Source organism: Myxococcales bacterium, assembly GCA_016703425.1.
Lineage (GTDB): Bacteria > Myxococcota_A > Polyangia > Polyangiales > Polyangiaceae > JADJCA01.
Genome location: JADJCA010000012.1, coordinates 420,051 through 443,340 on the forward strand (window position 1 = coordinate 420,051; position 23,290 = coordinate 443,340).

19 protein-coding genes are annotated in these 23,290 nt (G+C 69.2%); 8 read left to right on the plus strand and 11 right to left on the minus strand.

The genetic code is table 11. From position 1 onward, the window contains the following. Positions 1-6: 6 nt before the first annotated feature. Both IPG50_24620 and IPG50_24625 read right to left on the minus strand, forming a co-directional pair. Complete coding sequence (locus IPG50_24620) at positions 7-3,951, minus strand: protein kinase (protein ID MBK6695368.1); 3,945 nt, start codon at positions 3,949-3,951, stop codon at positions 7-9. Next, entirely contained in the window at positions 3,951-4,757 is an 807-nt protein-coding gene (locus tag IPG50_24625; protein ID MBK6695369.1) for an RlmE family RNA methyltransferase, read from the minus strand. Before IPG50_24625 ends, IPG50_24620 begins: the two co-directional genes overlap by 1 nt. Positions 4,758-4,976: 219 nt before the next feature. On the opposite strand from IPG50_24625, the gene IPG50_24630 reads away from it, so the two are divergent. Further along, positions 4,977-5,864, plus strand: a complete 888-nt coding sequence (locus IPG50_24630) for a hypothetical protein (GenBank protein MBK6695370.1) — start codon at positions 4,977-4,979, stop codon at positions 5,862-5,864. A 22-nt stretch (positions 5,865-5,886) separates the two neighbouring features. Next, positions 5,887-6,753 (plus strand): hypothetical protein, encoded by an 867-nt coding sequence (locus tag IPG50_24635; protein ID MBK6695371.1) that lies wholly within the window; start codon positions 5,887-5,889, stop codon positions 6,751-6,753. Here the strand turns inward: IPG50_24635 and IPG50_24640 are convergent. Further along, positions 6,750-7,505: a hypothetical protein gene (locus IPG50_24640; GenBank protein ID MBK6695372.1), complete on the minus strand. Its 756-nt coding sequence runs from the start codon at positions 7,503-7,505 to the stop codon at positions 6,750-6,752. The two genes, IPG50_24635 and IPG50_24640, sit on opposite strands and share 4 nt — an antisense overlap. Positions 7,506-7,765: 260 nt before the next feature. Continuing rightward, positions 7,766-9,334, minus strand: a complete 1,569-nt coding sequence (locus IPG50_24645) for a protein kinase (protein MBK6695373.1) — start codon at positions 9,332-9,334, stop codon at positions 7,766-7,768. 107 nt (positions 9,335-9,441) lie between these two features. Here IPG50_24645 and IPG50_24650 point away from each other — a divergent pair, with 107 nt between their 5' ends. After that, entirely contained in the window at positions 9,442-10,833 is a 1,392-nt protein-coding gene (locus IPG50_24650; protein MBK6695374.1) for an SUMF1/EgtB/PvdO family nonheme iron enzyme, read from the plus strand. Positions 10,834-10,890: 57 nt separating this feature from the next. Here the strand turns inward: IPG50_24650 and IPG50_24655 are convergent, their stop codons facing one another. The 6 genes from IPG50_24655 to IPG50_24680 form a co-directional block, all read right to left on the minus strand. Then, entirely contained in the window at positions 10,891-12,498 is a 1,608-nt protein-coding gene (locus tag IPG50_24655) for a M23 family metallopeptidase (protein MBK6695375.1), read from the minus strand. Between the two features lie 72 nt (positions 12,499-12,570). Further along, positions 12,571-13,311, minus strand: a complete 741-nt coding sequence (locus tag IPG50_24660) for a response regulator transcription factor (GenBank protein ID MBK6695376.1) — start codon at positions 13,309-13,311, stop codon at positions 12,571-12,573. Positions 13,312-13,314: 3 nt separating this feature from the next. After that, positions 13,315-14,430 carry a histidine kinase gene (locus tag IPG50_24665; protein ID MBK6695377.1) on the minus strand — a complete coding sequence of 372 codons (1,116 nt, stop codon included), beginning with the start codon at positions 14,428-14,430 and terminating at the stop codon, positions 13,315-13,317. 23 nt (positions 14,431-14,453) lie between these two features. Beyond that, entirely contained in the window at positions 14,454-14,936 is a 483-nt protein-coding gene (locus IPG50_24670) for a hypothetical protein (protein ID MBK6695378.1), read from the minus strand. Between the two features lie 342 nt (positions 14,937-15,278). After that, positions 15,279-15,944: a 50S ribosomal protein L3 gene (rplC, locus tag IPG50_24675; GenBank protein MBK6695379.1), complete on the minus strand. Its 666-nt coding sequence runs from the start codon at positions 15,942-15,944 to the stop codon at positions 15,279-15,281. A 263-nt stretch (positions 15,945-16,207) separates the two neighbouring features. Continuing rightward, positions 16,208-16,375: a hypothetical protein gene (locus IPG50_24680; GenBank protein MBK6695380.1), complete on the minus strand. Its 168-nt coding sequence runs from the start codon at positions 16,373-16,375 to the stop codon at positions 16,208-16,210. A 259-nt stretch (positions 16,376-16,634) separates the two neighbouring features. On the opposite strand from IPG50_24680, the gene IPG50_24685 reads away from it, so the two are divergent. The 3 genes from IPG50_24685 (at position 16,635) to IPG50_24695 (ending at position 19,944) form a co-directional block, all read left to right on the plus strand. Further along, positions 16,635-17,072, plus strand: coding sequence for a hypothetical protein (locus IPG50_24685; protein ID MBK6695381.1), 438 nt, complete (start codon positions 16,635-16,637; stop codon positions 17,070-17,072). Between the two features lie 827 nt (positions 17,073-17,899). After that, on the plus strand, positions 17,900-18,262 hold the full coding sequence (locus IPG50_24690; GenBank protein MBK6695382.1) for a PAS domain-containing protein: 363 nt from the start codon (positions 17,900-17,902) through the stop codon (positions 18,260-18,262). A 254-nt stretch (positions 18,263-18,516) separates the two neighbouring features. Continuing rightward, the gene (locus tag IPG50_24695) at positions 18,517-19,944 is read left to right on the plus strand and encodes a hypothetical protein (GenBank protein ID MBK6695383.1); all 1,428 of its coding nucleotides are present in this window, start codon (positions 18,517-18,519) and stop codon (positions 19,942-19,944) included. On the opposite strand, the gene IPG50_24700 is transcribed toward IPG50_24695, so the two are convergent. Next, positions 19,893-21,563, minus strand: a complete 1,671-nt coding sequence (locus tag IPG50_24700) for an IgGFc-binding protein (protein MBK6695384.1) — start codon at positions 21,561-21,563, stop codon at positions 19,893-19,895. The two genes, IPG50_24695 and IPG50_24700, sit on opposite strands and share 52 nt — an antisense overlap. A gap of 221 nt (positions 21,564-21,784) precedes the next feature. Here IPG50_24700 and rplS point away from each other — a divergent pair, with 221 nt between their 5' ends. Both rplS and IPG50_24710 read left to right on the plus strand, forming a co-directional pair. Continuing rightward, the gene (gene rplS, locus IPG50_24705; GenBank protein ID MBK6695385.1) at positions 21,785-22,141 is read left to right on the plus strand and encodes a 50S ribosomal protein L19; all 357 of its coding nucleotides are present in this window, start codon (positions 21,785-21,787) and stop codon (positions 22,139-22,141) included. Between the two features lie 200 nt (positions 22,142-22,341). Beyond that, positions 22,342-23,289 carry a VWA domain-containing protein gene (locus IPG50_24710; protein MBK6695386.1) on the plus strand — a complete coding sequence of 316 codons (948 nt, stop codon included), beginning with the start codon at positions 22,342-22,344 and terminating at the stop codon, positions 23,287-23,289. Position 23,290: the final 1 nt, after the last annotated feature.

The window sequence follows — 23,290 nt, forward strand, 5'->3', positions numbered from 1 at the left end:
GCTACGCTAGGTCGCCGCTCGTGCTCGCGCCGACACGGGGCCCGCGTCGAGCAGCGAGCGAATGTCTTCCGGTAAGATGTCGTACCGCCTCGCCGCGGCAATGAGCTCGGCGTTCGGGCGGAGGGCCGTCAAGAAATCGTACGTGTGCCCTGTGCCGGAGAGCGCACGGGTCCGTTTGACGAGCCGCGGGAGGGCCCGCAGGATCGCGTCCTTGGCGTCGCTCGTCTTTCCCAGGGCCAAGAGCGCCTCGTGCAGCGCGAGGAAGACCGGCGCTTCGTTGAGGAGGCTCGGTGACCCGTGGTCGAGGAGCTCGGCGGCTTCGCAAGCGAGCTCGCGCGCCGCCTCCGCGTTGCCGGTTCGAAGCTCCGAGGCGGCGAGGTAGCCGAGGGCGACGGGCACCACGTCGAGCATCTCGGTGGCGCGGTAGCCGTGGGCCGCCGTGCGGAGGAGCGTGCGCGCCTGTTGTGCTGCGAGGGGGGCGTCGCTGGCGAGCAGCTCGAGGCCTCGGTAGAAGAGCACGCCGAGCGTCGCCCGATCGTGGGGAACCCAACTCCCGAAGATGGCCGCCTCCGCGGTGCTGCGTGGCTCCGCGAGGAATCGGTCGAGCTCGCGGTCTTGACCAAAGGTGGCGCTGAAGCACAGGAGGTTCATCTGCCCGTGACGCAAGGTCCCCGGGGAACCGATGCGCGCGGCGAGGGCGAGGCCTGACGCGATGGCCTCCCGCGCCTCGTCGCGAGCGCCCATGGTCGTGAGCGCGAAGCCCACGTTGGTGGAGAGCATCGCTTCGCGCGCCAGGAGGCCCGCGCTTCGGGCCGCGTCGACAGCGCTGCGCCGCGCCGCCAAAGCGAGGCCGACATCGCCGCGGGCCTGATGCACGACGGCCATCGTTTGGTACGCGTCGACGGCTGCCGTGGCGATGCCTCGCGTCTTGGCGAGCTCCAGGAGCGTCGCCGCCACGGCTTCGGCGCGATCGAGCTCGCCGGCGAAGGCGTATCGGGTGGCCAGCGCCGCCGCACAGCGCGCCTCCTCGTCGACGAGGGCCAACGCCTGCGCGCGCGTTCGCACGCCGTCCAGCCGCTCCGCCGTCTCTGGCGCGCCGCCGCAAGCGTCCTCGTAGCGGACCCGCGCCCCCGAGGCGCGGACGCGACTGGCCTCGTCGAAGACGGCGTCTTCGAGCGCGCGAATGGCCGAGTCCCGCTCGCCGGCGCGCGCATCGAGTCGGCTCCACGCCTCCTCGAGGATGAGCGCGCGAGCGAAGGCTGTCGGCTTGTCGTCGGAGAAGGAGAGGGCCTTGTCGGCCATGGAGACCGCGTCGGCGAGCGCGTGCGCCGCGAGGGCTCGCGAAGCCGCGCGTTCAAGGTGATGCGCCGCCTCGATGTTTCGCCCGCCGAGCTCAAAGTGGCGCGCCGTCGTTGCGTCGTCTTCGCCCATCTTCGCGAGCCACGTGCCGGCGCGCGCGTGCCATTCGCGAAGCGACTCCTCCGACAGCGACGCGTACGCCACCTCGCGCATGAGCGCGTGCTTGAAGGCCCACTCTCGCGTGCCGACGAAGCGGGACGCCGACTGCTCCTGGACGATTTCGGCGCCCGCAAGCGTCCGCAGCGTTTCGCCGGGGCTCGTGGTGCCGAGCGCCGCCAGGCCCGCGTCCCAGCCGGCGAGTCCGAAGACGGAGAACCGCGTCGCGGCCTCGCGAACGCTGTCGTCTAGCGCGTCGAGCTGCACCTGCATGGCCGCTTCAATGGTCGGCGCGCTCGCCGCGTCGCGACCTTGTGCCGTCAGTCGCGCGAGCTCCTCGGCGAAGAGCGGGGAGCCGCCCGACTGCGCGGCGATGGTGTCGCAGAGCAGCTCGCCGTCGCGTGAGCCGGCGCGGTCGCCCAGGACGAACGTGGCAATGGCGCGCGTGGCGCGGCGCCCGAGCGGGCGAAGCTCGATGCGAACGTGATCGCGGCCGGCGAAGCGGTTCGGGTCTTCGCGCCAGAGGACCGGTCGGGCGGTGGCCACGACCCAAAGCGGCAGGCCGCCGCTGCGACCGAGCACGTGATCGAGCAACGTCAGGCTCTCGCCGTCAGCCCAGTGGGCGTCCTCGATGCCAATGACGAGAGGACGCTTCTTCGCTTCGTGGACCGCAAGCTCCACGATGGCGAGCCACAAAGCGTCGCGGGCGCCGCGACCGTCGGCGATGGCGGGGAGCGTCTCGTTGACGAGCAAGCGCGCGAGGGCCTCTCGCGCCTCGGGAACCACGGCAAGCTCACTCACGGCGGACATGGCGTGCGCCAGCGTGTCGCTCTTCGAGACCCCTGCCAGCACGCGGGCGACGGCGGCGGCGATGCCGAGCGCTTGCCCCCGCGCGAAGGGCTCCGCGCGGACGCTCACGATGCGCGGCGATGAGACGTGCGCCCCCACGCGCGCGAGGGCTTCGCGGCGAAGCCTCGTCTTGCCGATGCCTGGTGCGCCGGTGACCGTCGTCAGGATCGGCGTTTTGTCCTCGGCGGACCGTTCAAACGCGCCGACGACCTGCGCGAGCTCCGCCTCGCGGCCGACGAAAGGCGCGCCGCCGGCGCCGGCTTCCGGCTTGCCTTGAGCCGCCTCCGTGACGAGGGTGGCGCCGTCCTCGCGCATCTGGAATTCGTATTGCCCTCGCGAGAGCTCGGTCGTGGTCGTGTCGGCGAGTACGCTGCCGCGCGCCGCGTCGCGCGCCAACGCCGCAGCGCGGTCGACGACCTCACCGCTCGGCCTCGAGCCATCGATGCGACTGCGTCCCGTGGCGACGCCCACGCTGGCGCCAGCTTTCGCCATGCGCATCGCGATCTCAAGGGCGCGAATGGCCTCGTCGCCGGCGGCGCGTCTCACGCCGAGATGGGCGACGACAGCACCGCCACCGAGCTCGGTGGCTTCGGCGCCGCGCGCGCGGAGGTGGGCCACGAGTCTCGAGCGCGACGGCCCCTTCGGGACGTGCGTCGCGAGGATCGATGTCACGAGTCGCGAACCGCCCGCCGAGACAGGCGCGAGTCCGCTCGCTGGCGCCTTGCTTGAGGCGCCGAGCTCGTGATCCGACGATTCGGGCGGCGGCGGCGCGGCGGCGCGCGTGCCGTAGGCGACGTCGAGCGCTACCTCGCTCGCGATACGCCGCAGCTCGTCGGCCACGAAGTCGGCGCTGACGGGGCGCTCGTTGGGGGCCGTCGCCAAGAGACTTGCCAAGAGCTCATCGAGCTCCGGCGGTACGCCCCGCATCACCTCCGACAGGCGCGGCGCCGGGGTGGTGACGAGGCGCGCGAGGATCGCGATGGGCGTGGGGCCGATGTGTGGCGGCCGCGACGCGATCATCTCGAAGAGCGTCGCGCCGAGCGAGTAGAGGTCGGCGCGCGCGTCGACCTCGCCGTCGCCGCGAGCTTGCTCTGGCGCCATGTAGGCGGGCGTTCCAATGATCGCGCCCGTTCGTGTCAGCTTGGCGTCCTCGCCGGCGGCGACGCCGAAGTCCACGAGCTTCGCTTGGATCGGGCCTGGCTTGCCATCACGGCTTCCGACGAGCAGCACGTTGGAGGGCTTGACGTCGCGATGCACGACCCCGGCGGCGTGGGCCGCCGCCAGCGCTTCGGAGATTTGAGCCGCCACCTCGAGGCACATGGAGAGGGGCATCGGCGAGCGACGCTGCCGGACCGCGATGTCCTCTCCGTCGAGCCACTCCATCGCGATGTAGGGCTGGCCCTCGTCGAGCTGGCCGAAGGCGACGAGGCGCACGATGCCCGGATGGCGAAGGCCCGCCAAGAGGCGTCCCTCGCGTTGAAAGCGAGCCTCTTCGCTGGCGTCGACGCCGGCGATCGCGATGACCTTGAGCGCCACCGGTTGACCCGTCATGCGGTCGAGCGCTCGGTAAACAATGCCCGCGGCGCCGCGGCCGACTTCACGCTCGACGTCGAAGCGCCCCCCGAGCGACGACTGGGGCTGCAACATCACCACGTCGAGACCTCGCGCCGCCGCGCCCTCACGGCTTCCTCTTGGCCGTCTTGGCCGTCTTGCGGCGAGGGCGCCTTGGTTTGGCTCGCGCTCTTCTTCCGCGGTGCTGCCTTCTTCGCGGCCTTGGCCTCCACCTTCGCGGTTGAAGCGGGCGCCACGGGGACCACGACGGGGGCCGCCTCGACGGGCGCCGGCGGCGGCGGAGCGAGAGCGGCCTTGCGCCCCTCGCCGACGACGAAGATCTCGTAGCTGACGGGACGGGTGCCTTCAGGCCGGATGAGGCGCTCGCTGGTGAACAGCCTCTTCACTTCCGCGCGTGCCAGGGGGAAATCTTCGCCCATGAAGATCTTCCCGACGAAGGTCCCGCCGGGGGCGAGCAGCTTCTCGGCGACGGCCAAGGCGCGCATGAAGAGATCGAAGCTGCGTGTTTGGTCGGTGAAGCGGTTGCCCGTGGTGTCAGGTGCCATGTCCGAGAGGACGACGTCGTAGGGCGCAAACATGGAGAGCGCTTCGTTGGTCAGCGAGAGCGCGTCGCCTTGCACGAAGGTCGCCCACGCGGGGAGCGAGATCTCGAGCGGATTTCGATCGACGGCGAGCAGGTGCCCGCGGCCGCCGATCTTCGGCGCCACGTACATGGACCAGCTACCGGGAGCCGCGCCGAGGTCCAAGACCCGTTGCCCCTGCCGCAGGAGCCGCACGCGCCGATCGATCTCGTCGAGCTTGTAGACGCTACGCGCCGGAAAGCCTCGCTTCTTGGCCTCGACCGTCTTGTGATCGGGCCGCTGGTACGGGTTCCGACGCATCGCGTATCGAGGCTAGTGGACCCCCTCCCGCAATGCGAGCCCCGCGTCGCCGGGCATGCGACAAAATCGTCAGTCGAGCGCGCATGGCCCTCCTCCGCACGCTCCTCGAACCGCGGCGGCGGGCGCGGTCCGAGCCATGAACCATGCCTTGAAGGCCACAAGTCTTGATACCTTGTCGGGGTGCGGGCCACGCGTAGGCGTCTCCAGGCTGCAGCCACCTTGGCGCTCTGGGCCCTCTTGGGCGGCTGCCAGCTCCTCTCAGGGTTGACCGAGCTCGAGACCCGCGGGGCCGCCGGCGCGATCGATGCGGCGTCGGACTCGGCGCTTGGCGCCGATGCGTCGCTCGCCGACGTCGCGGTGACGTCCGATGGTGCGAGCGCGAGCGATGGGGCCGCCGATTCCGAGGCCGCTCCGGATTCGGCGACCGGTGATGCGGCTGACGCGACGTGGATGCCCGACGCGGATGCGCACGCGCTCGACGGCGGTGTGGACGCCTCGGATGCGACCCTCGCCGCGGCAGACGCTGGCAACGATGCGAGCCTGGACGCCGGCGCCGATGTCGTCGACGCGGCGGCGCCCGACGCAGGACAGGTCCTGATCACGGTCACCGTGGCGGTTCGTCCCGGGGCGAGCCTCACGAGCCTCTCGATCGACGGCGTCGCCGTCTGCACCGGCGCCGCGTGCGACGGCGTGCAGTCGCGGCTCGTTGCGGCGGGCAAGACCGTCACGATCCACGCGGTGCCTGCAGCCAACAACGACGCGCACTTCTCCGGTGCGCTCTGCAAGGGCACCAGCGACTGCGTGTTCGTGGCCGATTCAGCGAAGGCGACGGCGCTCACCGTGGTTGCGCAGAACTACGTCTTTGTGACGTCGGCTACCCACGACGGCAATTTTGGAGCGTTGGATCCGGCGGCTGGCGGCAACGGGCTCGCTGGCGCCGACGCGCTCTGCAACAGCCTGGCGGCAGCCGCGGGGCTTCCCGGGGCCTACGTGGCGTGGTTGTCGACGCCGGAGGTCACCGCCCTCTCGCGCATCGCGGCGTACCGCGGATGGATCAACGTGTTAGGGCAGCCCGTGTTTGACAACCCCGTAGGGGGCGGCCCTTGACCCGGGCATCGCTGACGGCGAGATGTTCAACGCCATCGGCTACACGGAACTGGGAGGCAAGATCGCCACCGCGAGTCATGAGTTCGTCTTCACCGGCACCAACGGCGACGGCACGCTCGCGCCCAACAACTTCATCAGCAACGGACACTGCGATCGTTGGACGTCGGGTGGAGAACTGGCCGGGCAATACGGGTTCGCGTGGCACGGTACGCGGGGCTTCACCGACTACGACATCCGCGTCGTCGACAAGCAGCAGAACGAGCAGCGCTCGTGCAAGATGCCGGGGCGCCTCTACTGCTTCGGCAAGAATCACAGCGGCGTGGTTGCGAAGGTCGTGATCCCGCCGTCACCGGTCGTGTCACGCCGCGCCTTTCTGTCGAAGGGGGTTTCCACGCCGGCGGGGGCCGCTGCCTTCGACACCCTCTGCCAGAACGAGGCGTCGGCCGCCGGGCTCGCGGGGAGCTTCAGCGCTCTGCTTTCGACGACGGCCCAATCGGCGTTCCAACGGGTGCCGCTCTTCGCCGACGTGAGCCGCGGCGGCTTCTTTCGGCGCGACGGAGTCGCGGTCTTTTCGAACGGCAGCGCGCTCGCGCAAAACGTTCCTGCGGTCTCGGCGGCCCTCACGCAGCACGCCGACGGGACGTATCTCCAAGCGGACTTGGGTGACGCGTGGACGGGTATCTACAACTTCGCGCTCTCGCCGAGCCCTCCTGGCGACGTTCAATTTGCATCTTACACGTGCCAAGATTGGAGCCTCGCCACCGGCAGCTACGGGGCCCTCGGGCGCGCGTCAGCGGTGGCGCCGGAGATGGTGCGGGCCGCCGGCGTCGTCGGCCTTCGCATGTTCGCCTGCGACTACGCCGCCCACGTGTACTGCCTCGAGCGCTAGCGAAATCGTCCCTCGAGGCCAACGAGCCCGCCACTCGGCGTCGTGGCGACGAGCGGCTTCACGCTCGCGCGCTCACCGCGGGCGGGGCTCGCAAAGAGACCGACCGTGCCCACCACGAGTCCACCCGCTGCGAGGCCGAAGGCGATGTTCGACGCCCACGCCAAGGTCGAGGCAGAGGAGCGGTCGCCTTCCGTCGAAGCGGGGCAGAGATTGCCTTCGCACTCCGCTTTGATGTCGGAGACCTTGGACAGAGAGATGAGGCCTGTGATGGCTCCGACGCCGGCGAAGGCAGCCGCGGAGCCAAAGCCGACCCACACGAGGGGGCTCGTTCCCGCGCTCTTGTCTTGGGGGGCGGCGTCGCTCGCGGGGCCTCGACTCGCTCCCTCATGGGCGCGGCTTGGCGTCGCGACCGCGGCGTCCGCTTCCAACGCCACAGCGATGGCGCTCCGGTCACGCTCCGCCACGGTTACGGTGCGCCGCGCCGTCTTGTGCGCCGGCGAGAGAACCTCGATGAGCACGGACCCCGGGTTGACCGGGAGCGGCACAGTCTTGAGCACGTCGCCCACGACGCGACCGTCGATGCGAAGGGTCCACTCCGTCGCTCCGGTGACCTTGACCGACACCGTCGGAATGCGCGCGCCGAGCTCCTCGGCGAGCTTGGCCGCGTCCGCGCGAGCCTTCGTGAAGGCGGTCGGTTCACCGGCCGCGGGCGCGCTGCGGACGACTTCGAGGGCCGTGTCGCGCGCCTCCACGAGGCGACCGACACCCGCCTGCGCGCGCCAGCTCGACGCCGGTCGTGGGCACGTGCATGAGGGCGTGGGCTCGCGTGAAGGCATCGAGGGCGCCCGCAAAGTCGCGGGCTGCGACGCGCCGGTCGCCTTCGTCCATGAGCTGGCGAGCCGCCTCGCGCTCAGTCGCCGACGGCTCCGCGGCGGCCGTCGAAGCCGTGAGCAGAACGGCCGCAAACCACAGGAAGGACCGCCCGTGTTGGCGCCCAGAAGCGCGTAGACGTTCAGAAGCCACGATCTTTGACCTCCTTGATGACCGGCGCCGTCGACGTCGGCTTGGGCGGCTTTGGGCGCGCCGTTGAGCGCTCCAACTTTGGCGGCTGCGGCGTCGCGAGGGCCGTCGAGGGCGGTGCGGTGGATGACGAGGGGCCCGGCGCCGGCGACGCCGCCACGGCCGTCGACGTGGCGGGGGCACCAAGCGGCGCGGGTTGCTGAATCGGGCTGGGCTCCGCAGAGAGCGCCGTCGGCTCTCGGGCCGGTTCGCGGGGCGCGGCAGGCGCGTCGGCGGCACTGGAGATGTAGCGACTCGCGCCGATGCCGCCGCCGATGCCGACGACCAGCACGAGGGCGACGGCCGCTCGTGAGGCGCGGCTCGTCATGGCCAACGGTGCGCGGCCCGGCGCCGTGGATGCGGCAGCGGGAACGTGTTGGGGCGGACCGACACGACCGGTCGTCAACGCGGGCGTTGGTGCTTGCGCCGGCGGCGCGACGTCGAGCTCGAGGGCGATCTCTTTGTCGACACCGCGGGGGGGCGCTACGACGGCAACACCGCCGGCGACGAGCGTATCGGCGCGCGGCAAGGCCCCCGGCGGTGGGACCGTTGGCTCGAATCCCAGGCCCTTGGCCGTGGTGCTGTCGGGTGCTGCCGGGGGCACAGTCACGACGGGAAACTCTCGCGTGTCTTCGACCAGCGATGGCGCCGACGGACGCATCGAGCGCTGCGCCGCAGGGAAGGCGTTGGCGAATGACTCGGCGAGCTCGCGCGCCGACTGGAAGCGCCGCTGCACCTCCGGGTCGAAGGCCTTCGCGAACCACGCGTCGACGCTCTTGGGCAGCTCGGGACAAAGCTCGGACGGCGGACGGAAGTCGCCGGTCACAGCCTTCACACTGATGGCGCCGAAGGTCTCGCCATCGAACGGCAGCTCGCCCGTTAGGGACTCGTAGGCGAGGACCGCGAGCGCCCAAAGGTCGGCCCGGAGGTCGACCTCCTTGGGCTTCATGATCTGCTCCGGGCTCATGTAGTAGGGCGTTCCCAAGAGCGAGCCGGTTTGCGTGAACGGGGTCGAGGACTCCGGTTGCGCGCGCTCCTCCTTCGCGATGCCGAAGTCGAGCACCTTGACGAAAAAGTCGCCGTCGTTCTCGCACAGGTAGATGTTCTGCGGCTTGATGTCGCGATGGACCACGCCGGCCTGGTGGGCCTTTGAGAGCGCTTTGCAGGCTTGCCGGAGGATCGCGATGAGCTCGGCCGGCGCGAGGCGTTGTGCCTCTTCGAGGCGGGCTCCGAGCTCCTGCCCGGAGAGCAGCTCCATCACGATGAACGGGTCGCCCTCGGCGGTCACGCCGTGGTCGAAGACCTGAACGACGTGTGGGCTGCGGATTCGAGCGGCGGCGCTGGCCTCGCGGGCGAAGCGCGCCCGCATCTGCGGGTTCTCGGCGAGCGCGCGGCTCAGGAATTTCACGGCCACTTCCGTCGCGAGGCCCGTGTGATGGGCCACCCAGATGGCGCCCATACCGCCCTTGGCGAGGGCGCGCTCAAGGCGCACGTTGGGGGTCACGAGGGCGCCGGCCTGCACGAGACACGGCAGCGTATCACGAGCGTCGGCGGCGAACGATGGCCGTGCAAGGCTGGGGGAGTTGGGCGCCTGGTCGCGCCGGTCGGGTTTGCGGTATGTGTGACCTTATGGTTGGCCGTTTCCGCGTGGCGGTCCTCGCGCTCCCCTTGTTGGGCGCCTGCCAGGCGCTCTCGGGGCTCGTGGATCTGGAGACGCGGACCGCCGGCGGGGCAGACGCCGCCGGCGACAGCGCCCTCGCGGACGCCGACGAGGTCAAGGACGCTTCGCCCAGCGCGGAGGCCTCGGCGGGCGATGGAACCGTGGCCGATAGCGCAGCCGTCGGCGACGCGAGCGACGACGCCCTTGTCGTTGTGGACGGCGGGGACGCTGGTGGCGACGCACGCGGCGACGGGGCCACCGACGCGAGCGCCGACGTCACCGCGGACGCCGCCGGTTCGGACGCCGCCGTGGACGCCGGCCTCGACGCGGCCGTGGATGCGGGCTTCGACAGTGGCTTCGACGCGGGACCCGGTCCAGCGTGCACGCGTCAAGCGGACTGCCTCGGGGGAGGTACCTGTGCGACGGGCCACTGCACGGTTCCGCCGAGTTGTCAGGGCGTGCCCACGACCTGCGGGCCCGCCAACAACGAGACCTGCTGTGCGAGCCCACTCATCACGGGGCCCGGCGGCGAGGTTTCCTTTGATCTGAACAACGGCGGGTCGGCAGGCCCCGACTCGGCGACGCTCACCGAATACCGCCTCGATCGATACGAGGTAACGGTCGGCCGCTTCCGCAAGTTCGTCGCGGGCTACGCGGCGGCGCGGAGCGGCACGACGGCCGGCGCGGGCAGTCTGCCGTCGTTGCCAAAGGCGCCATGGGCGGGTGGCGACGAGACCTCGCACCGAACAGGATGGGACACCGGCTGGGCGGGCTCGATGCTGAACACCGGCGCGGCCGTGGAGAGCGCCGCCGTCGCGTGTGGCTCCAAGTACAGCGCGTCGCCCGGGTCGAACGACAACGTGGCCATGGGCTGCGTCAGCTTCTTCGAGGCGTTCCTCTTCTGCGCGTGGGACGGCGGACGCCTTGCCACGTACGCGGAGCTCATGGCCGCGTCCGTCGGCGGCGACGAGCAGCGGGCCTACCCTTGGGGCAACGCGAGCCCGACATCGCTCCTCTCCGTGTTCAACACGTCCGAGCCCGCGACCGTTGGGAGTCGCGGGGCTGCGGCGGTCGGCCGCTACGGACACTACGATCTTGCGGGCAACGTCGCCGAGCACATGATGGACTCGTTTACCGGCAGCTTGCCCTCGAATCCCTGCAACAACTGCGTGGCGGTGCTCCCGATCCCGAATCGCACCTCCTTCGGATACTCGTTCGAGTATCCCGCGCTCTCTCCCTTCAAGGGCGATGTGGACTCCAATCCGTTCTTCGTTGGGCCCTTCGGCTTCGCGCCGTCGCCCTTCGCGAACCCTGCCCGCTACAGCTCCATCGGTTTCCGATGCGCGCGATACGTCGATTGATTCACGGCCGGCTCCTGTGATGGCGCCGGCGGGCGCCGTCGGCGCGCCGCGCGGCCGTCAGTTGACGCGCGTGAAGCTCCACTCGTGGGTGGTGGTTCCACCCTTGCTGTTCGGCGGTGTCACGAACGTGCCCGAGAGCGTGGCCTTGTCGGCCGTCGTGGAGTGGCCCGGCGGCCCGGCCAGGATCGACGGAATGAGTAGCCAGCTGGCTCCCGTGTCTTCCTTGCCGCTGGTCCCGCATCCCGAGAACGTCTTCTCCATCGGAATCGTGAACGGCTGCAGCGTGTCGATGTAGATGGTCTTGTCCGCGGGGTCGGTGAAGATCCCCGGTGGGAGGCACCGCAAGACGCCGCGGACCGGGTCGATGGGGGTCCCTGCGGTGATGGAGGCCGAGCCCGTGGTGGTGATCGTGCAATCCGGTGCGGGCGTCGGATGCAACGTTCGCGTCTTCGTGACGTTGATCGTCGCCGTCTTCACATAGAGTGCGCCGCCTTCTCCCGGGGTGAGGAGCACGCCCGTCGCGTTGACCTCCTCGTGCTCGTCGGCGTCGTTGATCGCCGCGTTGAACGGCTGCGAATAGGTGATCCGAGCGGTCCCGACGTAGTCCTTCGTGAAGCGGCACCCGTCGCAGGCGTTGGGGTCGAGGCACCCTGCTGAGTCGACCTTGTTCGCCGAGCCGAACAGGGCCCCGTTGGGAGCGAGCTCCAGGTGCAAGTGGGGCGCTTGCGAACGGCCCGTGTGGTCCGCCTGGCCGATCACTTGCCCGCACGTCACCTTGTCGCCCGTCTGCACGGCGCGCGTCTTCATGTGCGCGTAGAGCACGGAGCCCACGCCGTCGACCTTGAGGATCACGCACTCGCCGAGCGTCGTGCTCACGTAGGACTTCAGCACGACTCCATCCCCCGCGGCGAAGAGGTCGGCGCCGTTCGCGGCGCGATAGTCGGTGCCGTAGTGCCCGGTGGCCCTCCTGCCTTGCACGACGATCGAACGACCCGGATTGAACGGGCTTGTGACCTCGTTCTTGGCGAGCGGTGGATAGAACGGCTTGACGGGGCACTCGCCGGCGCCGCCGGTGGGGCCACCCACGGTCGGAAATCCTGGCACGCCCGGGATCCCTGGACCCTCCGCGAGCGTTAGCACCGCCTCGTGAGCGCCGTCGGGCCGAATCGCGTTCGTGATGAGCTCGTGAGGAAGCGAGAACGACAGCGAGTCGCCGGAGCGCGCCGCGTCGAGGACTTCGAACTGAACGAAGTCGTCCTCCTCGCTCGCTTCGACGACCTCGGCGAGGGCGCGCGCGGTCCCCGTGATCGTGCTCGGGATTCGGAGGCTGACTTGCACTGGAGCCGTCAGCGCGGCGCTGCCGGTGCGCAGGCGAACCTCGTACGGCACACGGTTCGTGAGCTCGAAGATGACCGTGCTCTCCTCGAAGAGGGCCGCCGTCGCCGCGTCAGCCGTAGTCTCGAGCGTGACCTCCGTCGCCGCAGCGAGGGCGCCAGCGGGAAAGACGACCGTCGCCACCCCCTCCAGGGTGATGGTCCCGCCCTTCGAGTCGAGCGTGCTGACGGTCCGCTGTCCGGGGCCCTTGGCCGGCGGATTGCTCGACGAAGATGCCGTGCACGCGAGCCCGACGAAGGTGAACGCGAGGAGCGTGAGCCGAGCTTTCATGGCAGGGCTGTAGCACTGGCGACGGTCGCCGTCGCTGCGTTCCGTCTCGAGCGGTGGCGGCGGGGGAGGCCGTCAGTCGATCCCCAGTCTGCCCTTCAGTTCCTCGAGCCTGTCGCGGCTGATCGGGATTCGCGTTCCGGGAAGGCCAGCGAGCAACGCGAAGTACTTGCGATCGCCTTCGTGTTGCAGCTCCTGAACGAGCGCGACGTTCACGATCGCCCCGCGATGGACGCGCAGGAATTTCTTGCTGTCGAGGCGACTCATGAGGCGGTCGAGCGACTCTTCCGAGAGCAACTCGCGGCCGTCGACCAGGATAGCCGCGTAGTGATCCTGGGCGAGGATGGCGGTAATTCGTTCCGTGTCGAAGACGACGAACTTGGCGCCCTCACGCACCGCCATCCTTTGGGGGCGTGACTCCATGCGGGAAAGCACAGCCTGCGCGGCCTCCGCCGCCGGCGCTCTCCTCGAGCGCACGCGTTCGAGCGAGCGTCGCAGCCGCTCTTTGGAGATGGGCTTGAGGAGATAGTCGACGGCGGCGAGCTCGAAGGCGCGAAGCGCGTGCGTGTCGTGGGCTGTGGCGAAGACGACGGCGGGGCCAGGCGTCGGGAGGGAAGCCGCCACCTCCAGGCCGTTCATCTCGGGCATCTGGATGTCGAGGAAGACGAGATCCGGTGAGACCCTTTCGATCATCTCGAGCGCGTCGAGGCCGCTTGTGGCCTCGCCCACGCACTCCACGTCGGCGTGTTCTTTGAGCAGGCGTCGCAGCCGATCGCGCGCTGGGGCCTCGTCGTCCACGATCAAGGCGCGCACCATCGCCTAACCCACGCTCTCGACTGGGAGCGAGACGACCACCCGGGTGCCGCCTCCCGTGCGGGCGCCCACCTCGAGGCTCGCTCTTCCGCAGTAGGTGAGGGCGAGCCGTTCTTTGCAGTTCGCGATGCCTCTGCCGGTGCCAGGTGCCCGCGACTCACCGAGTCCGACACCATCGTCGTCCACCGTCATGTCGAGGTGCGGTCCGTTCATGCGCAGCTCGAGGCGAACCTTGCCTCCCTCCTTGCGACGGGACAGGCCATGTTTGACGGCGTTCTCCACGAAGGGTTGCAGCACGAGCACCGGTACCTGAATCGTCTCCAGGTCGACCGCTGGGTCAACGTCGATCTCGCGCACGAGTCGAGCGCCAAAGCGGGCGTGCTCCACCTCGAGGTACGCGCGGCATAAGCGCATCTCGTCGCCCAACGGGTGTGTCGCCGAGCCCGCCGAGCGCAGCACGCCGCGGTAGAGGTCCGCGAGCTGCAGGACGACCTCCTCGGCGCGGTCGGGATCATGATGCACCAGTGAGGCGACGGTGTTGAGCGCGTTGAAGAGCAGGTGCGGGTTCATTTCGGCCGTCAGCGCGGAGAGCTGCGCACGGAGGCGCCGGTTCTCGAGCTCCGCGAGGCGCGCCTCGGCGTCACGGGCCGCGTCACGGGCCTCGGCTCGGCTCCGATAGAAGAAGAAGACGGCCGCCATCACGAGACCGAAGCCGATGCCAACGCGATAGGCGCGGAAATCGGTCGCACCCGAGTCGACGCCGACCGCGCGGGCGACGACCCCGCCGGCGGCGAAGGCCAGCGGGAGGGAGAGCGGCATGATCGCGGCAGCCACGATGAAGCCGGAGCCGAAGCCGACGCTCCACCCCGGGACGGCGCGCGCGCGCGCTCGTGAGTACGCCCCGACGAGCCAGCGAAAGCCGTGGACGCCGGCGAAACACTGGCACGCCGCCGCCTCGGAGATGGTGGTCGCGACGAGCCAGCGTCCCGCGAAATCATGCGTGCCGCCGAAGACGAAATTGAAGGCTCCCGCGATGAGCGGGTTCCACACGAGCAAGCTCGCGACGAACGTCTCGGCTGTCGTCTTCGGACTCAGCAGTGATCGTGGGTGCCATCGGCGCAAGGGACCACTCGGGGGCGTAGCACTCACTGTCGTTTCGACAACGTTTGCTGGAAGAACCGAGTCGCCTTGCCCTGGTCGAGCTCGGTCACGAGCACGCGAAGCTTGCCGACGCCGTCGTGGACGACGGTCGTCGCGAAGGCGTGTCCGTCGGCACGCTCCTCGTAGCTCTGGCACATCCCGTTCGCGAAGCACCGCCCACCGCCAGAGCCCTGGTTGGTCACGAGGCGGAAGCCACGGCCCTCCGTTTCCAAGAACTCCTGCCAAAAGACGATCTGCTGACCGCTCGCGAGGGTGACTCTTCCGTCGGCACGAACCTTCCCGGCACCGATGCTCTTGCGCGTGAGGACGACCTTGAAGTCGCCGAGGTCTTTCCCGGAGATCTCGGCCGCACTGCCGGTGCCTTCCCACTCGCCCAAGGTGTCCGAAAGCGCAGCGCGCGCGTCCGTCGGGACGAGGAGTTGGATGCACAGGAGGGAGGCGGCTACGAGGAGAGTCTTGGCGCTCATGGTGTGTCCTTTCGATCGGCTCGCGACCCGCCCGGCACCCCGCCGCGCGGTTTCGCGTGAGGGCATCCATAAGGCGCATCCCAGACCGAGTCCCGGACCACCCTCTGAACCGCCGGACCAGGCTCGCGAGTCGACGCTCGCGGCCCGCCGGTCGTCGGCTAGGAACCGCCGCTGACGCGCACCGCTCTCAAGCGCGGTCGTCTCAGCGCTCGGCGGACGTAGCTGAATCGGACCCCCGCGCCCCGCCGCGCACAAACGAAAAAGGGTGAGCCAAAGCTCACCCTTCTTCCAACGGCCGCGCCAGCCGGGCCGCGCGGGCCTATGGCCAAGGACGCGATGCGCTCAGCGCTTCACCTTCTTGGACTTCTTGATGGCGTGACGGATGAGGACCGTGCCCTGCTTCGGACCCGGCACGGCGCCTTCGATGAGGAGCAGGTGCTTGTCGGCGTCGACGCGGTAGACCTTCTGGTTCATGACGCTCGTCGTCTCGTTGCCGTATTGGCCGGGCATCTTGAGGTTCGGGAGCGTGCGACCGGGCGTCATGTTGGTACCGATGGAGCCGCCGTGACGGAAGTACTCGTGCGTGCCGTGCGACGACACGAAGCCGGCCATGTTCCAGCGGCGCATGACGCCCGTGAAGCCGCGACCGCGGGTCTTCGCTTGCGCGTCGACGAACTGGCCCGCCGTGAAGACCTCGTCGAGCTTCATCGTCGCGCCGACCTCGAACTTGGCGGCCCACTCGTCGGAGCAACGGAGCTCTTTGAGGAGGCGCTTGGGCGTCATGTTCGCCTTCTTGAACTGCCCCGCCAGCGGCTTGGAGGTGTGCTTCTCCTTGCGCTCGCCGAGACCGACGATGAGGGCCGTGTAGCCGTCTTTCTCCATGGTGCGCTTGCCAACGACCACGAGGGGGCCGGCTTCGACCACGGTGACGGTCTTGACGCTGCCGTCGTCGGTGAAGATGGACATGCAGCCGAGCTTCTTGCCGTAAACGCCGGGGAGACTGTTCATTGGAGTGATTCCTTGGTCGCTCTGAGAAGGAGCGGCAGTAGCGCCTAGGCCGAAGCCGAGAGACTGCCTCTTTGAGCCCACTGGCGTTTCCGAAGAATCGCTCTTACCCACGATGGTACCCGGAGCGAAGCGGGCCCTTTACGGGGGGAGCGAGGGGACGAGCCCCACGCCTCGAGATCGAGGGCGCGCAACATGGCCGAGGTGGGGCCGGTCGTCAAGTCGCGGCAAGGGAGCGTGGAAATCGCGTGCCGCTGCGGCGACGCTCACGGAGTGGCGGCGACCACGCGCTCGTCGCTTTCGTCGACCTCGATCACGATCTCCTTGCCGCATCCGCAGCGGCCTCGCCCGAGGGAGAGGGTCGCCCCTCCGCTCGCGCTCTCCAGCTCGGCATCACTCAGTTCGGCAAGGTCGGCGGTTTGGCGGGGCGTCATGTGGTTCCTTCTCCTCGTTGGTCCGGCTGCGCCAACGCGGGACCCCGGGGGGCGTGCGCCCGGCTGGCCCCGCCAGGTCTCCACGCCGTAGACGCTCCGTCCACCACGTTCCTTTCGGGACCATCTGCACCGAGCCTTGGCCCTTGCTGGAGCTCACCCTCGCGCCAAAAGTGTGGAAGGGGCCACGACGCTGCTTTACGCTCAAGCTCAGCTGCTTTTTGACGCACCGGCGTAGTTTGACGCACCGGCGTAGGGGGCGTTGGCGACATGGGCTGGTGGAGCCACCACGGGTACCGATTCGGCGCTGGCGAGCTCAGAGCCGCAGCCCAGCTTCGTCGTCGGCGTAGGGGCGTCCGCCGGGGGGCTCGAAGCCCTTGAAGACCTGTTCCGAGCCATGCCGACCGATAGCGGGATGGCGTTCGTCGTGGTTCAGCACCTGCCCCACGGCCATGGTCGAGCTCCTGTCGCGTCGCACCAAAATGGGCGTCGTCGAGGCGGCGGACGGCGGGAAGCTCACGCCCAACGTCATCCATTTGCTCCCACCCAAGCGGACCGTCCAGGTCGTCGACGGCGCCCTCTCTCTTGCGGACAAGCCCCAGGGCGCCCTCTCTTTGCCCGTCGACATCTTGCTCCGCTCCATGGCGGCTACGTTGGGCGGGCGTGCGATCGCGATCGTTCTCTCGGGCACCGGGAGTGATGGCACTCGCGGCGTCCGCGCCATCAAAGAGGCGGGCGGCCTCGTGGTCATCCAAGACCCGCAAAGCGCAAAGTTTGATGGCATGCCGCGCGAAGCGATCGCGACCGGCACGGCGGACTTCGTCCTCGCCCCTGCCAAGATTCCCGACCAACTCGTTCCGGCCGCAGCCGGTGGGGGGCGGGGGGGGGGGGGGCGGCCGGGGGGGGCGGGGCGGCGGGTCCGCGGCCGTTCGCCAGACGGCCAGCCTCGACGACTACACGACGATGCTGACCCAGTCGCCGGCCGAGGTGACAGCGCTCTTCAAGGACCTGCTCATCAGCGTCACCAAGTTCTTTCGCGAGCCGGAGGTCTTTGACGCCGTAAAGAGAGACGTCATCCCCGCCCTGGTCGACGGGGGGGGGGGGCCTTTACCCCAGAGCACCCTACGTCCCAGGCGGGGGGGGGGCCGGGCGGGGACCGCCGGCTCCGCCCGAGCGCGCCGGCGCAGGGGCAGACCAGACCAGGTCGGCCTCGTGAACTCTCGCCCAGGCGGGGGGGGGGCAGGGGGGGGGGGGGGGGGGGGCCCGGGGGGGGGACCGGGGGGGGGGGGGGGGGGGGGGGGTTTGCGTGGGGGGGGGGGGGGGGGGCCCGGGGGGGGGGGGGGGCGGGGGGGGGGGGGCCGGGGGGGGGGGCGGCGGCCCCCACCCAACACAGACCTGCCAGGGCAGGTTCGCCCGCGAGAGCCTTCCCCCTTGAGAGCTGGCCCAACGAGGCCAGCCCCCGATGCTGGCCTCGAGTGGGGGCCCATCCCACAGGCCGGGCTGGACGCGCTTCACGAACAAGTGGCCGTGCTTGATCGGGAAGGTCGCGTCTTGCTGGTCAACCGCGCGTGGCGCGAGTTTGCGCTCTCGAACGGCGGAAGGGCGGACTCGAGCACGTGCGTCGGGGCCGACTACCTCGAGACGTGCAGACGCGCGGCCAAGGCCGGCGCCGAAGGCGCGCAGGCCGTCCTCGAGGGGCTCGAGTCCGTGCTGGCGGGGAAGACCTTGGCCTTTGAGCACGAATACCCGTGTCACTCGCCGACGGAGGAGCGGTGGTTCTTGCTCTTCGCGCGCAGCTTTCCTTCCGACGATGGGGGTGTCGTCATCTCCCACATCGGCGTGACGGAGCGGCATCGACTCCTGCTCGAGCAGGCGCGGGGGAAGTCCTGACCCGACCCGACTTCGACTCCATCGTCGCCGAGCTTCGTCGGCGGGCACTCGAGAGCGAGCCACTGGACGGCGCCGGCGACCGCGACGACGCCTTGGCCAGCGCCCTCCACGAGCTGGACGTGTACCACGCCGAACTCTTGATTCAGAACCGCGATCTCATCGACGCGCAGGAGGGTTAAGCCGCCCGCGACCGCTATCAAGAGCTCTTCGAGGGCGGTCAGGTTGCGTTCGTCTCAACCTCGGAGGACGGCGTCGTGCTCGAGGCGAACCGTGTGGCGCTGAAGCTCCTGGGGCGCGAGCGGCTCGGCCTCGTAGGAAAGCCGCTCATCGTCAGCCTCGGGCCCGACGCCGCGATGCTCTTTCACACGCACCGTCGCGCCCTGCTCGACACGGGGAACCCACAGCGCGTCGAGCTGAGCGCGCGAACCCCCGACGGGAGAGCGCCGCGGCTCATCGTCGAGTCGTCGCTTCTATCAACGTCGCCTCGAAAGCTCCTCTGCCCTGACCGACGTCGCCCGCCGGGGGCCGCCGAGCGTGAAAAGGCCGTCCTTGAACGACGGATTCGCGAGACGAGAAGATGGAGGCGCGGACGCCTCGCGGCGAGCGTGGCACACGTCAACAACATCTTGGTGTCGGTGCTATCTCGCGGAATTCATCGGTCCCGAGCCCCCCGCCCCGGCCGCGATCTCAACGGCCCGGCAGCCGCGTGGCGGGGAGCGCGCCTCATGCGTGGGCTGCTTGGCCTGAGCAAGCTCCCGGCGCAGGCCCGGCAGGTCGACCTCCGCGGCCTCGTCGATCGCGTCCTGCAACAGCTCGCGCGCACCCGCGAAGATGTGCAGTTGCAAGCGAGCGCCGAGGGGCCTCTGCCCATCGTGAGCGGCGATGAGGACCGCCTCTATCAGGCTGTCCTCAACGTGGTCTTGAACGCGATTCAGGCTAGCCGTCCCTCGGGCATCGTGCGCGTGACTCTGCAGACGGAGCCGCCCGTGACCCGTTTGCTCGTCCTGGACGAAGGCGAGGGGATGAGCGAGGAGACGCGTCAGCGGGCGTTCGAACCCTTGTTCACCACCAAGGGTCCTGGCAGGGCACAGGAATCGGGCTCACGATCGCCCATCGTGCGATCGGACCTCGGCGGAACGATCGACCTCCAGAGTGAGCTCGGCCGCGGGACTTCGGTCCTCGTGAGCCTGCCGTGCGTGATGGCGGTGGAACCCAAGAGTGAGCCACCGGCGGAGCGTGCGAGCCCGGGCCCGTCTTGGCGTGTGCTCCTCGTCGACGACGACCCCTCGTGCTCAGCACGGCCTCTCGAATTCTGCAGAGGAGCGGCTGTCACGTGGCTCCGTGGACGTGCACGAAGCGCTCACGGCGACGGCGGGCCCAGCGGCGTTCGATGTCGTCGTCGTCGACGTCAACATGCCGGTCTGCAGCGGCCCCGAATTCGCGAAGCGCTTGTTCCAGTCGCAAGGCCCTCGGCCGTGGTCTTCGTCACGGGCTCCTCGGGAGAGGTGGTCCCCGACGAGTACCTGGCTTTGCCGAACGTCCGCCTCGTCCGCAAGCCGTGGTCTCGCGAGGATGTTGACCGCGATGGGCGAGGTCATCAACGCGACCCAGGCCGTTGTGGGGTCGGGCCCTACTTCACCGGCGTCGGCGCGATCTGGTTGAGATCCAACCCGCCGGGGTAGTGGTAGCTCGTGAAGGCGCCGAAGCCCATCACCTGGATGCCCACGGGCTTGGTCGCCGTGAGCGTGTGCGCGCCGTCCTTGCCGGCGCCGAGCTTCGCGCGAATCACCACGAAGTCGTTCGCGATGGCCGTGCCGGTGTCGTTCACCGTCGCGTTGTCGAGCGTCACGGTCGCGTCGCTCGGTGCCACGATGTCGACCCAGTTTTCGTCGTAGTCGTCGGGCGCGAGGAAGATGTACTTCGTTCGGAATTGTTCGACGGCCGCCATCAGCGTTTGCGCCGGATCGCCCTTGGGCTTGTCCGACGCGGGATCCTGATAGATGCCCGACAGCATGAAGCCGCCGACAGCGAACTCGTGATCACCGGTGACCTCAAAGGCGCTTGTCACCGTGCCGGTGCAGCGCGCCACTTGCCCTGCCGAGAGGGTCGCGGGGCACCCGGCCGGCTTCGACGGCGCGTAGGTGAGCTTGGTGCCGTCGACGTTGCCGTAGAAGCGAACCACGTGCCCCACGGGCTTTCCGCCGGGGCTCGTGGGGGGCGCCACGACGTAGTGTTGTCCGAGCGTCTCCGCCGGAAAGACCGACTCTTCGATGTGATCGCACGTCACGCCGAGCTTGGGATCGCCAGCGATGGAGCAAGGCGTTCCCGCGAGCACTTGCACCGGCTTGTCGGCGCGAACGAGTGAGCCGCTGAGATCGTGGTTGTCGCCGGGCGGCGCCACGATCTGCGCCACGTCACCGTGGTTTAGCGTGAACGTCAGCGCGTTGGTTCCCGTGATGCCAGTGCCGGGAAGCGCTTGCTGCAGCGAGGGCAAGCTCACGGTCACCTTGGTGTCGTCAGAGGCGGCCACCACCGAGAAATAGGAGCCCACGCCCTGCGTCTCGTTGCCGAGCCCTTGTTGCCCTGTCACGCGGTAGGTGCCGGTCCACGCGCTCGACGGCAAGAGCAACGACGCGTCGTTGGTGAACGAGAAGCAGCCCGAGGCGACGCCAAAGTTGGGGCTCGCGAAGTTCGAGCAGATCTTGTTGCCGGGGCACGCCGCCCAGTCCTTCCCGGGCGGTCCACCTTCGCCCTTGTATTCGAGCGCGTTGAACTGAAAGACGCTGACGGGCACCGAGGACTCGAGGTGGTACGCGCCGTTCTTCGCGATGATCGAGCCGGGCAGGGGAGTCGCCGTGGCACAGGAGTCCGACTCTTTCCCCTTCAGCTCCTTCACCCAAGGGAGGTAGAACTTCTTGAGACCGCCGGCGGGCACGGTCTCCTTGATGGCCGCACCGAGCGCGCCGCCGATCGTGATCTCGGCGTCGACGTCTTGCCCGTTGGCCACCACGACGGCGAAGTCGAAAATGTCCCATACGTTGTTCGCGAGAACCGTCGGCCAATAGTCGCAGCCGATGTACGAGCGGCTCTCGGCGGCCCCGGCGCACGTCGTCGGTGAGCCGGTTCGGGGTGAACGACCGCCGTCGTCCTCGATGACGAAGCTCCCGTCGCCGCCGCTGCTGGTTTTTCCAGCGTCCGCGTTTCCGCCGAGGCTCGAACGATCGTCGCCCCCACACCCGCCCGCGCCCGAGAGCGCGACGGTCCCACCGGCCGCGAGGAACACGCCGAAGATCCGCTTCATGGGGGCGTCGTTAGCACAAGCCCCGCAGCGGCGGCACGGGCGAGTTGACGGCGCCGCCGTGGCGGACAAGAGAAGCGTCGCCGCCGCCAAGCCTAGCCAAGCCCCGTGGCCCCCACGCGGAAGGGGGCCGCTGCGTTGACACGCCCGTTCTCCCGTGCTTTAAGCCGCCCTCCCGATTTCCCTGCATTTGTCTGCAGGTGGCTCTAGAAAGACCCGTCGCCATGAACACCATCCCCAAGATCGCCGAGCTCGAGTCCGCCCAGCTTCGATCGGGCCTGCCCGAGTTCCGCGTGGGCGATACGGTCCGCGTCTACTACCGCATCGTCGAAGGCGACAAGGAGCGCACCCAGGTCTTCCAGGGCGTCGTGACCAAGCGTCACCGCGCGGGAGCCCGCAGCACCTTCACGGTTCGCAAGATCAGCTTCAACGTCGGCGTCGAGCGCATCTTCATGACGCACTCGCCCCGCATCGAGAAGGTTGAGGTCGTGTCCCGCGGCATCGTCCGTCGCGCGCGCCTCTTCTACTTGCGCGACCTCCAGGGCAAGGCCGCCCGCGTCCGCGACCAAAAGGACGCCTGAGTCTTCCGGCAGCGCCCATGCGCTGCCGCTAGAACCTTGCGGCGAGGCTGAAAGGCCTCTGGATCGCGCTGTGGAGCCTGTCTCCATGGCGCGTCGCCCGTTTTGTCGGCGCGCGACGCGACCCTCCAAAGGTCGCGTAGTTACACGTCGCGGCGGCTGGGCTCGGATCCTGCGGAGGCACTCCTCCTAGGAGTCGCCTCATGAACCGCCCCATCGCCCTGCTTGCCGCGGCACCGCTTGCCGTCATCACGCTCACCCTCGCCGCGTGTGGCTCCTCAGCCCGAGATCCCAACGCCGCGGGCCGTTTGCCCGACGGAGGCGCCGCCGCCACGTCGGACTTCGTGCCCTCCGAAGCGGGGCCCGCTTCTGCCGATGGCGGCGTTTGCCCCAACGTTGATGTGCTCTTCGTCGTCGACAATTCGGGCAGCATGGCCGACAAGCAGGCGCGACTCGCGCAGAGCTTTCCCGGCTTCGCCGCCGCGCTGCAAAAGCGCCTTCCCGCGGCCAAGAGCGTCCACGTCGGCGTCGTGTCGACGAGCGCGTATTACGCCGGCGCGCCGCAAGAGTGCCTCATTCGGAAGACCGAGGGACCCGCATCGAGCGCGTCCCAGTGCCTGCCCGCGGGCGCATTCCTCACCACGGGGGAGAGCGACTTCGCGTCGCGCTTCGCGTGCGTCGCCAAGGTCGGCGCCGGCGGCGACGACGACGAAACGCCCATGAAGAGTCTGCTCGGCGCCTTGAGCGACAAGACCAACGCTCCCAGCGGCTGCAACGCAGGCTTCAGTCGGAGAGACGCGCTCTTGATCGTCGTCCTCATTACCGACGAAGACGACGTGCGCGAGTCCGACTGCGATCCCACGACCTTCTCCGGCACCTGCGGCTCCGGCGGCGACCCCGACGCGTGGGCTCAAACCGTTATCGCCCACAAGGGCGGCCACAAGGAGAACGTGCTCGTCCTGTCGCTCGTCTCCAAGAAGAGCGGTGACTGCTCCAACGTCATCGGCGCCAACGTCAGCGCGTTTACGCATCGCTTTGGTCAAAACGGCTTCGTGGGTGACGTGTGCTCTGCGACCTACGACAAGTTCTTCGAGGACGCGCTGCCGCTCTTCGACCAAGCGTGCACGACGTTCGTGCCGCCACCGAAGTAAC